Annotated in this window: 14 protein-coding genes; 13 read left to right on the top strand and 1 reads right to left on the bottom strand. The window is 41.3% G+C overall.

The genetic code is table 11. From position 1 onward, the window contains the following. Nucleotides 1–88: 88 nt before the first annotated feature. Nucleotides 89–775: a prepilin peptidase gene (locus EKM67_RS07850; RefSeq protein ID WP_164506608.1), complete on the bottom strand. Its 687-nt coding sequence runs from the start codon at nucleotides 773–775 to the stop codon at nucleotides 89–91. Between the two features lie 248 nt (nucleotides 776–1,023). Here EKM67_RS07850 and rpsL point away from each other — a divergent pair, with 248 nt between their 5' ends. The 13 genes from rpsL (at nucleotide 1,024) to rpmC (ending at nucleotide 9,422) form a co-directional block, all read left to right on the top strand. Further along, on the top strand, nucleotides 1,024–1,437 hold the full coding sequence (rpsL, locus tag EKM67_RS07845) for a 30S ribosomal protein S12 (protein WP_125578463.1): 414 nt from the start codon (nucleotides 1,024–1,026) through the stop codon (nucleotides 1,435–1,437). Nucleotides 1,438–1,477: 40 nt separating this feature from the next. After that, the gene (rpsG, locus tag EKM67_RS07840) at nucleotides 1,478–1,948 is read left to right on the top strand and encodes a 30S ribosomal protein S7 (protein WP_125578462.1); all 471 of its coding nucleotides are present in this window, start codon (nucleotides 1,478–1,480) and stop codon (nucleotides 1,946–1,948) included. A gap of 106 nt (nucleotides 1,949–2,054) precedes the next feature. Next, complete coding sequence (fusA, locus tag EKM67_RS07835) at nucleotides 2,055–4,151, top strand: elongation factor G (protein ID WP_125578461.1); 2,097 nt, start codon at nucleotides 2,055–2,057, stop codon at nucleotides 4,149–4,151. Between the two features lie 429 nt (nucleotides 4,152–4,580). Next, a complete protein-coding gene (gene rpsJ / locus EKM67_RS07830) occupies nucleotides 4,581–4,889 on the top strand; it encodes a 30S ribosomal protein S10 (protein ID WP_125578460.1) in 309 nt (102 codons plus the stop codon). 27 nt (nucleotides 4,890–4,916) lie between these two features. Beyond that, nucleotides 4,917–5,552, top strand: coding sequence for a 50S ribosomal protein L3 (gene rplC / locus EKM67_RS07825; RefSeq protein ID WP_125578459.1), 636 nt, complete (start codon nucleotides 4,917–4,919; stop codon nucleotides 5,550–5,552). Nucleotides 5,553–5,573: 21 nt separating this feature from the next. Continuing rightward, nucleotides 5,574–6,197, top strand: a complete 624-nt coding sequence (rplD, locus tag EKM67_RS07820; RefSeq protein ID WP_125578458.1) for a 50S ribosomal protein L4 — start codon at nucleotides 5,574–5,576, stop codon at nucleotides 6,195–6,197. Next, a complete protein-coding gene (rplW, locus tag EKM67_RS07815) occupies nucleotides 6,197–6,481 on the top strand; it encodes a 50S ribosomal protein L23 (RefSeq protein ID WP_125578457.1) in 285 nt (94 codons plus the stop codon). Before rplD ends, rplW begins: the two co-directional genes overlap by 1 nt. Nucleotides 6,482–6,516: 35 nt before the next feature. Beyond that, nucleotides 6,517–7,350, top strand: a complete 834-nt coding sequence (gene rplB, locus EKM67_RS07810; RefSeq protein ID WP_125578456.1) for a 50S ribosomal protein L2 — start codon at nucleotides 6,517–6,519, stop codon at nucleotides 7,348–7,350. Between the two features lie 36 nt (nucleotides 7,351–7,386). Further along, nucleotides 7,387–7,668 (top strand): 30S ribosomal protein S19, encoded by a 282-nt coding sequence (gene rpsS / locus EKM67_RS07805; protein ID WP_125578455.1) that lies wholly within the window; start codon nucleotides 7,387–7,389, stop codon nucleotides 7,666–7,668. Between the two features lie 17 nt (nucleotides 7,669–7,685). Then, the gene (gene rplV, locus EKM67_RS07800; protein WP_125578454.1) at nucleotides 7,686–8,039 is read left to right on the top strand and encodes a 50S ribosomal protein L22; all 354 of its coding nucleotides are present in this window, start codon (nucleotides 7,686–7,688) and stop codon (nucleotides 8,037–8,039) included. Between the two features lie 11 nt (nucleotides 8,040–8,050). Beyond that, nucleotides 8,051–8,800, top strand: a complete 750-nt coding sequence (gene rpsC, locus EKM67_RS07795; RefSeq protein ID WP_125578453.1) for a 30S ribosomal protein S3 — start codon at nucleotides 8,051–8,053, stop codon at nucleotides 8,798–8,800. Between the two features lie 3 nt (nucleotides 8,801–8,803). Next, nucleotides 8,804–9,238, top strand: a complete 435-nt coding sequence (gene rplP / locus EKM67_RS07790; protein ID WP_125578452.1) for a 50S ribosomal protein L16 — start codon at nucleotides 8,804–8,806, stop codon at nucleotides 9,236–9,238. Next, a complete protein-coding gene (rpmC, locus tag EKM67_RS07785; protein ID WP_125578451.1) occupies nucleotides 9,228–9,422 on the top strand; it encodes a 50S ribosomal protein L29 in 195 nt (64 codons plus the stop codon). Before rplP ends, rpmC begins: the two co-directional genes overlap by 11 nt. The last annotated feature ends 6 nt before the right edge of the window (nucleotides 9,423–9,428 follow it).

Raw genomic sequence — 9,428 nt, 5'->3', positions numbered from 1 at the left:
ATGTCCTATTTATTTTGGCAAATAAAAACTGGTATTAGTTTTCACCAACACCAGAAAGTGTAGACCCTGTTTTTTTGTGTTTTCGCAATTAACTTGTTGGTAATACAGGCAGTAGCAAAAACGCTAGGTAGAAATAGGGGATGAATGCAATTTCGATATTGATTGCGTGATGTAAGTGGCTTAATAAGACGAATAAACTGGCGAGGAGAGTGATCCAAAGTGCCGTTTGGAATCCATAACCAAGTATTAAAATGATGATCAATTCGATATCGGCGGGCCCGAGACCATTCGTTATTTTTGAAAGAATTATTAATACAAGTGCTGCGAGTAGGGCTGGAATGAAAGCCGCCCTCAGTGAAGCATACTGAAATAAAATGGTGCACACAAACATTAAAGTTAAAATAATCTGATCGACATAACGATGTTGTTGATCGAAAATAGCCGCGTAGTACAACATGGTCAGTAGTAATCCGCCGTAAATATTAAAATCAGTAAAATAATAATAGAACCAACAACTACTGAATCCGCCGATCATTTCATAAACAAGCGACTGTGCACTAATTGTCTGGTCACAGAAGCGGCAACGCCCGCGTTGATTAATATACCCAAAGATCGGAATTAAATCGTAATAACAAATACGCATCTGGCAGGAATTGCAGTGTGAAGGGGTAAAAACAACATCCTGTTCACGAGGGAGCCGTTCGCTAACTAGCTCGAAGAAGGAACCTAAACTGGCACCGATCAAAAAAATTAACACATAAACAAATAAGTTCATTATCAACACCTCAATATTAGATACGCGAAAACGTCGAGAATTTTTTATATTTTTTTTGCTGAACCGATTTGACATTCACAAGTGTTCATGCTAATGTATTTAAGGTGCTTATTGAATATTGTTCGACGCTTCGGTGTCCGTGCTGCTCTATTCCAAGCCAATATTCATTTGGGCGTTATTTTTTGCTAAAAAAAGAACCGCCTGGATGTGTGTACTTAAACTGAATCATAAATTGAGGAGGATCTTTGATGCCAACAATTAACCAATTGGTACGTAAAGGCCGTCAATCAAAGACAACAAAGTCAGATTCACCTGCTTTGAACTTTGGTTACAACAGCAAAAAGAAAGCTTTAACTGATAACCCTGCACCGCAAAAACGTGGGGTTGCAACTCGTGTCGGAACTATGACACCTAAGAAACCTAACTCTGCATTGCGTAAATATGCGCGTGTGCGTTTGTCTAACTTGATCGAAGTCACTGCTTATATTCCTGGTATCGGTCATAACTTGCAAGAGCATAGTGTTGTTTTAATTCGTGGGGGCCGTGTTAAAGACCTTCCTGGTGTTCGTTATCATATCATTCGTGGTGCTTTAGATACAGCCGGTGTTACTGACCGTAAACAAAGCCGTTCGAAATATGGTGCAAAGCGCCCTAAGAACTAAAATAATAATAAGAATGACCAATTACTAGGAGGTTTACTCAATGCCAAGAAAAGGTACAGTGGCAAAGCGCGACGTTTTGCCCGATCCTATTTACAATTCTAAATTAGTAACACGCTTGATCAACCGTTTGATGATCGACGGCAAACGTGGGACTGCATCAACGATCCTTTACGATTCATTTGACATCGTTAAGGAAAAGACTGGTAAAGAACCAATCGAAGTTTTCGAAGAAGCAATGAAAAATATCATGCCAATGCTTGAAGTTAAGGCTCGCCGTATCGGTGGTTCTAACTATCAAGTTCCTATCGAAGTTCGTCCAGAGCGTCGTACGACACTCGGCTTACGTTGGTTGGTAAATTATGCACGTCTTCGCAACGAACATACGATGGACGAGCGTCTTGCAAATGAAATTATGGACGCCGCTAATAACACCGGTGCATCTGTTAAGAAACGTGAAGATACACATAAGATGGCTGACGCTAACCGTGCGTTTGCACATTATCGTTGGTAAGATTTTTATTGCGAGCAGTGGATTCGTTCCGCCGCTCACTTTTGTATAGAGGCTATGGAGAATCAAAAAATCTATAGCAGACTTACTCTGAGAGGAGAAACTTTGAATGGCAAATAAACGTGAATTCCCTTTGGAAAAAACACGTAATATTGGGATCGTTGCTCATATCGATGCTGGTAAAACAACAACAACCGAGCGTATCCTTTACTATACTGGTAAAATTCATAAAATCGGTGAGACGCATGAAGGTGCTTCACAGATGGACTGGATGGCCCAAGAGCAGGAACGTGGTATCACAATCACATCTGCTGCAACAACTGCACAGTGGAAAGATCACCGTATCAACATCATCGATACTCCAGGACACGTTGACTTCACAATCGAAGTTGAACGTTCATTACGGGTTTTAGATGGTGCCGTCGTTGTTCTTGATGCACAAGCTGGTGTTGAACCACAAACCGAAAACGTTTGGCGTCAAGCAACAACTTATAGCGTTCCACGGATCGTGTTCGTCAATAAGATGGACAAGATCGGTGCTAACTTTGATTATTCCGTTGGGACTATCAAAGATCGTCTCCAAGTTAATGCTTTACCAATTCAAATGCCAATCGGCGCTGAAGATAATTTTGAAGGTGTCATTGACTTAGTTGAAATGAAAGCTGATCTTTATGACGAAGATGCACTAGGAACTAAATGGGATACTGTTGATGTTCCAGACGACTATAAAGAAAAAGCAACACAGCACCGTAACGAAATGCTTGAATCATTAGCTGATGTTGATGATGCAATCATGGATAAATATCTCGAAGGCGAAGAGATTTCTGTAGATGAAATCAAAGCTGCCATTCGTAAAGCAACTTTGGACTTGAAAGTTTACCCAGTTTTGGCTGGTTCTGCATTCAAGAACAAGGGTGTTCAAATGATGTTGGATGCTGTCAATGATTACTTACCTTCACCACTCGATGTTAAACCATACAATGCAACTGACCCAGCTACTGGCGAAAAAGTTGAATTGATGGCTGGCGACGATAAGGATTTTGCTGCGTTAGCATTTAAGATCGCAACTGATCCATTCGTTGGTCGTTTAACATTTATCCGTGTATATTCCGGAACGTTGGAATCAGGTTCATATGTTCTCAACGCGACTAAGGATACACGTGAGCGTGTTGGTCGTTTGTTACAAATGCATGCTAACCACCGTCAAGAAATTCCAGAAGTCTTCTCAGGCGACATTGCAGCCGCAATTGGTTTGAAGAATACAACAACTGGTGACTCATTGACAGCTGTTAGCCATCCATTGATTCTTGAATCAATGGTCTTCCCAGATCCAGTTATCCAAGTTTCGATCGAACCTAAGACCAAAGCTGATCAGGATAAGATGGATGTTGCTTTGCAAAAGCTTGCTGAAGAAGATCCTAGTTTTAAGGCTGAAACTAACCCTGAAACGGGTGAAACTTTAATCGCCGGCATGGGTGAATTACATTTGGATATCATTGTTGACCGGATGCGTCGTGAATTTAACGTTGATGCTGAAGTTGGGGAACCACAAGTTGCTTATCGTGAAACATTTACGAAGCAAGCTTCTGCACAAGGTAAATTCGTTCGTCAGTCTGGTGGTAAAGGTCAATACGGTGATGTTTGGATTGAATTCACACCTAATGAAGAAGGTAAAGGCTTCGAATTTGAAAATGCAATCGTCGGTGGTGTTGTTCCTCGTGAATACATCCCTTCTGTAGAACAAGGCTTGAAAGAATCAATGGCAAACGGTGTTCTTGCCGGTTATCCATTGATCGATGTTAAAGCTAAGTTATACGATGGTTCATATCATGAAGTCGATTCTTCTGAAGCTGCCTTTAAAGTTGCTGCTTCGATGGCTTTACGTAATGCTTCAAAGGCTGCAGGTGCCGTTATCCTCGAACCGATCATGAAAGTAGAAATTGTTGCCCCAGAAGATTACCTAGGTGATATCATGGGACAGGTAACTGCTCGTCGTGGTCAGCTTGATGGTATGGAAGCTCGCGGTAATGCTCAAGTTATTAATTCATTTGTACCGTTATCAGAGATGTTTGGCTACGCAACAACATTGCGTTCAGCAACTCAAGGTCGTGGGACATTTACAATGACATTTGATCATTACGCTGCAGTGCCTAAGTCAATTCAAGAAGAAATCATCAAGAAGAACGGTGGACACACTGAGAAATAATTAGTCATAAAGGCTAGTTAACACTTGATAAAGAAAACAAGAGAAGCGGGCCATCTATACAGATGGTTCGCTTTTTTTAATGATTGATGAATGGTCGTTCAATTATTGGAGCTTCAAGTGGCTGAAAATAAAATGGATTAGTCGGAAATTTGACACGCAACATTTTGAAATTGATTTCTCATCTGATCCAATCGAAAAAAAGTCGTTATTTTATGAAAAAGACACTATAAAGTGTTGTGTTTTCAATGGTTTTCCTGTATTATAGATAAAGTGCTTGCTAACAAGGGGCTACTATGCACTTGCACAGGCACATTTATGAGGGCATTGATGTAGGAGGTTGCGACACACCCGGCCGCATTGCCACGACGGTTATGTCGGAAAATTTCTACTGAGCCTGTCCATTCATGTGACGAAAAGGAGGTAAATTCCATGGCAAAACAAAAGATTCGTATCCGGTTGAAGGCTTATGAGCATCGCATCTTAGACCAATCAGCTGAAAAGATCGTTGAAACTGCAAAACGTACTGGTGCTTCAATTAGTGGCCCAATTCCACTACCAACTGAACGCAGCTTATACACTGTGCTACGTTCACCGCATAAGTACAAGGATTCTCGTGAGCAGTTTGAGATCCGCACGCACAAACGCCTGATCGACATTGTCAATCCTACTGCTAAGACAGTTGATGCTTTAATGAAGCTCGACTTGCCAAGCGGCGTTGATATCGAAATCAAGTTATAATAAATTCAAAAAAATGGAGGTGTAGTCATGACCAGAAAAGGAATCTTAGGGAAAAAGGTTGGAATGACCCAAGTCTTTGCAGAAAATGGTGAACTATTTCCTGTAACTGTTATCGAAGTTAGTTCTAATGTTGTTTTACAAGTTAAAACAGTTGAGAACGACGGCTACGAAGCAGTTCAGTTAGGTTACCAAGATGTACGCGAAGTCTTGACGAACAAACCAGCTAAAGGTCACGCTGCTAAAGCAAACACGACTCCTAAGCGCTTCATTCGAGAAATTCGTGATGTTGAGCTAGGAGATTATGAATTAGGTTCAGAAGTAAAGGCTGATGTTTTTGCTGCTGGCGATATAGTCGATGTGACTGGCATTACGAAAGGTCATGGTTACCAAGGTAACATTAAACGCTTTGGTCAATCACGTGGTCCTGAAACCCACGGTTCACGTTATCACAGAATTCCCGGTTCAATGGGTGCTATCATCAACCGTGTATTTAAAGGTAAGATGTTACCTGGACGCATGGGTAATGATAAAGTAACGATCCAAAATCTTGAAGTCGTTCGTGTTGATACAGACCGTAACGTGATCTTGATCAAGGGTAATGTACCTGGAGCTAAGAAATCATTCGTAACAATTAAATCTGCAATCAAATCACAGAAAAAGTAATCGAGAAAGGAGGATTTAATCATGGCAAATGTCACACTTTATAAACAAAACGGAACTGAAAACGGCACAGTTGAGTTAAACGATGCAGTTTTTGGAATCGAACCAAACGAAAATGTTGTTTTTGACGCAATTATCATGCAACGTGCATCATTACGCCAAGGAACACACGCAGTTAAGAACCGTTCAGCTGTTCGTGGTGGTGGACGTAAGCCTTGGCGTCAAAAGGGTACCGGTCGTGCTCGCCAAGGATCAATTCGTTCTCCTCAATGGCGTGGCGGTGGTATTGTCTTCGGACCTACCCCAAGATCATATGCATATAAGTTACCTAAAAAAGTACGGCGTTTAGCAATCAAATCAGTCCTTTCACAAAAGGTTATTGATGGTGATTTGATTGTTGTGGACGGATTGAACTTTGACCAACCTAAAACAAAAACTTTTGCAGATGTTTTGGCTGGATTAAATGTTGCAACTAAGGCTTTGGTTGTGCTTGAAGCAGATAACGATTTTGCTGCTTTGTCTGCACGTAACTTACCAAATGTTACGGTTGTTGAATCTGATGGAATCAATGTCTTAGATGTTGTGAATAATCAGAAGCTTATCTTGACACAAGCCGCTCTTTCAAAAATTGAGGAGGTGCTTGGTTAATGGCAGCACATGACGTTATTATTCGCCCAATCGTAACCGAACAATCTATGAGCATGATGGATCAGAAGAAATATACTTTTGAAGTCGATGTTCATGCAAACAAGGTTACTGTACGTCAAGCAATCGAAAAGATTTTTGGCGTTAAAGTTAAAGAAGTCAATATTTTAAATGTTCGTGGTAAGAAGAAACGCTATGGTCGTTATGAAGGTTTAACTAAGAAACGCCGTAAAGCAATCGTTACTTTGACACCCGATTCTGATGAAATTAAGATTTTTGAAGACTAGTTTCTATCAAATATTAATAACAGGAGGGAATAAAATTGGCGATTGTTAAATACAAACCAACCAGTGCCGGACGTCGTAATATGACTGGCTCAGATTTTGCTGAGATCACGAAAACGACTCCTGAAAAGACTTTAGTTGAATCACAAAGCCGCATTGCTGGTCGTAATGCACATGGTCACATTACCGTTCGTCATCGTGGCGGCGGTCATAAACAGAAATATCGTGTCATTGATTTTAAACGTAATAAAGACGATGTCAAAGCAACAGTTAAGGCGATCGAATACGATCCTAACCGTTCTGCAAATATTGCATTGTTACACTATGAGGATGGTATCAAGACATACATCATCGCTCCTAAGGGCCTTGAAGTTGGACAGGTTGTTGAATCTGGTCCTAATTCTGATATCAAACCTGGTAATGCATTACCACTTGCAAACATTCCTGTTGGTACTTTAGTTCATAACATTGAATTAAAACCTGGCAAGGGTGGTCAATTAGTTCGTTCAGCTGGTACATCTGCACAGATCCTTGGTCATGAAACTAAATATACTTTGGTACGTTTAACTTCTGGCGAGACGCGCATGATTTTATCAGCAGGCCGCGCATCTATCGGTGAAGTTGGTAACGAACAACATGAATTGATCAATATTGGTAAAGCTGGTCGTAAACGCTGGATGGGCTTCCGTCCAACCGTTCGTGGATCAGTTATGAACCCTAACGATCACCCACACGGTGGTGGTGAAGGTAAAGCTCCTATCGGTCGTCCATCTCCTATGTCACCATGGGGTAAGAAGACGATGGGTAAGAAGACGCGTAGTTCAAAAGCTCGTTCAGAGAAATTGATTATTCGTCATCGTAAAGGTAAATAAAAATAATTACTAATCACGTTCAAGGGAGGTAACATAATGGGTCGTAGCCTTAAAAAAGGACCTTTTGCTGATGAGCATCTTCTAAAGAAAATCGCGGCACAGGCAGATAGTGAAAAGAAACAAGTTATCAAGACTTGGTCACGTCGTTCAACAATTTTCCCAAGTTTTGTTGGTTTTACAATTGCAGTTTATGATGGTCGTAAGCATGTCCCAGTCTTCGTACAAGAAGATATGGTTGGCCATAAGTTAGGCGAATTTGTACCAACAAGAACGTTCCGTGGTCACGGTAGTAACGATAAAAAGACGGCTGCAAAGTAGAAGGGAGAGATTAGTCGATGGCAGATCAAGTAACAACAGCAAGAGCAGAAGCAAGAACTGTTCGTATTGCGCCTCGTAAAGCTCGCCTGGTAGTCGATTTGATTCGTGGCAAAGAGGCCGCAGAAGCTTTAGCTATTTTACAATTTACAACCCGTGGTGCTTCACCAATCGTTGCAAAAGTGTTAAAATCAGCAATTGCCAATGCAGAACATAATTATGACTTAGATGCTCAAAATTTGTTTGTTAGCGAAGTTTATGTCAACGAAGGACCAACGCTCAAGCGTTTCCGTCCTCGTGCTAAAGGTTCAGCTTCACCAATTAACAAACGTACAAGCCACATTGTTGTGGTTGTTAAAGAAAGAGAAGAATAGGAGGAAAAAACGTGGGTCAAAAAGTAAATCCGATCGGTTTCCGTGTCGGCGTTATCCGCGATTGGGATGCCAAATGGTATGCTGACAAAGAATATGCTGACTATCTTCATGAAGATTTAAGAATCCGTAAATATATTGCTAAAAAGTTAGTTGACGCTTCAGTTTCACAAGTTGAAATTGAACGCTCAGCTAAACGTGTTAATGTTTCGATCCATACTGCTAAACCAGGTATGGTTATTGGTAAGGGCGGCGCTGAGGTTGAAAACTTACGCAAGGCTTTGAATAACTTAACTGGTAAGCAAGTACACATCAACATCGTTGAAATCAAACAACCTGATTTGGATGCACAATTGGTTGGCGATTCAATCGCTCGTCAATTAGAGGCACGTGTTGCCTTCCGTCGTGCTCAACGTCAAGCAACTCAAAGAACAATGCGTGCTGGTGCTAAAGGTATCAAGACACAAGTTTCTGGTCGTTTGAACGGTGCAGATATGTCTCGTCGTGAATGGCATACAGAAGGAACTGTTCCTTTGCATACTTTACGTGCTGATATTGACTATTCTTGGAATGAAGCAACAACAACTTATGGTCAATTAGGTGTTAAGACATGGATCTACCGTGGCGAAATTTTGCCAGGTCAAAAGGTTGTTCGTGATGCCGATACTGGTGACAAGAACAGTAACAAACGTGGCCGCCGTGATAATAGTGGTCGTCGTGATAACAGAAGAGATAATAACAGAAGTGCGAAAGGAGGAAAATAATCAATGTTAGTACCTAAGCGTGTGAAACACCGTCGCGAGTTCCGTGGCAAGATGCGTGGAGCTGCAAAAGGCGGTAAGGAACTTAACTTTGGTGAATATGGATTACGTGCCGTAGAGTCACATTGGATCACTAACCGACAGATTGAAGCTGCCCGTGTTGCAATGACTCGTTATATGAAACGTGGCGGACGTGTCTGGATTCGTATTTTCCCACATAAATCGTACACTGCAAAAGGTGTCGGCGTACGTATGGGTTCTGGTAAAGGTGCACCTGCTGGCTGGGTAGCTCCTGTAAAACGCGAAAAGATCTTATTTGAAATTGGTGGTGTTCCTGAAGAAGTTGCCCGCGAAGCATTGCGCTTGGCTTCTAACAAGCTACCAATCAAGACTAAGTTTGTAAAGCGCGAGGAAGTAGGTGGCGAAGCTAATGAAGACTAGTGAAATTAAAGAGTTAACCACTGCTGAAATGCTCGATAAAGAGAAGCAATACAAAGAAGAATTGTTCAACCTACGTTTCCAACAAGCAACAGGTCAGTTGGAAAATACAGCTCGTCTGATGCAAGTTCGTAAGAATATTGCTCGGATCAAGACAGTTCTTCGTCAGCAAGAACTTAACAAATAATCGGAA

The organism is Lapidilactobacillus mulanensis (assembly GCF_003946215.1).
Taxonomy (GTDB): domain Bacteria; phylum Bacillota; class Bacilli; order Lactobacillales; family Lactobacillaceae; genus Lapidilactobacillus; species Lapidilactobacillus mulanensis.
This window is presented reverse-complemented; position numbering and strand designations above follow the sequence as displayed.